The following is a 325-nucleotide window of genomic DNA, read 5'->3' on the forward strand; positions in this document are numbered from 1 at the left end:
TGATCACTATGTGCTGAATGGCACCAAGATGTGGATTACCAATGGTCCGGATGCCGATGTGCTGGTGGTCTATGCCAAAACTGACCTGGAAGCAGGCCCACGCGGTATGACTGCCTTCCTGATCGAAAAAGGCTATAAAGGTTTCTCGATTGCGCAGAAACTGGACAAGCTGGGTATGCGCGGTTCGCATACCGGCGAACTGGTATTTGATAACTGCGAAGTACCGCTGGAAAATGTGCTCGGTGGCGTCGGCAAAGGCGTCAATGTGCTGATGTCGGGTCTGGATTTTGAACGTACCGTATTGTCCGGCGGCCCGCTCGGCATT

The 325-nt window shown here is 53.2% G+C and carries 1 protein-coding gene; it reads left to right on the forward strand.

Annotated elements, in window-relative coordinates; genetic code table 11:
- The coding region (locus KDM89_RS21070; RefSeq protein ID WP_212689770.1) for an acyl-CoA dehydrogenase family protein at positions 1-325 on the forward strand (325 nt) is incomplete at both ends.

It is taken from the genome of Cognatundibacterium luofuense (assembly GCF_018139685.1).
GTDB lineage: Bacteria > Pseudomonadota > Gammaproteobacteria > Burkholderiales > Burkholderiaceae_D > Undibacterium > Undibacterium luofuense.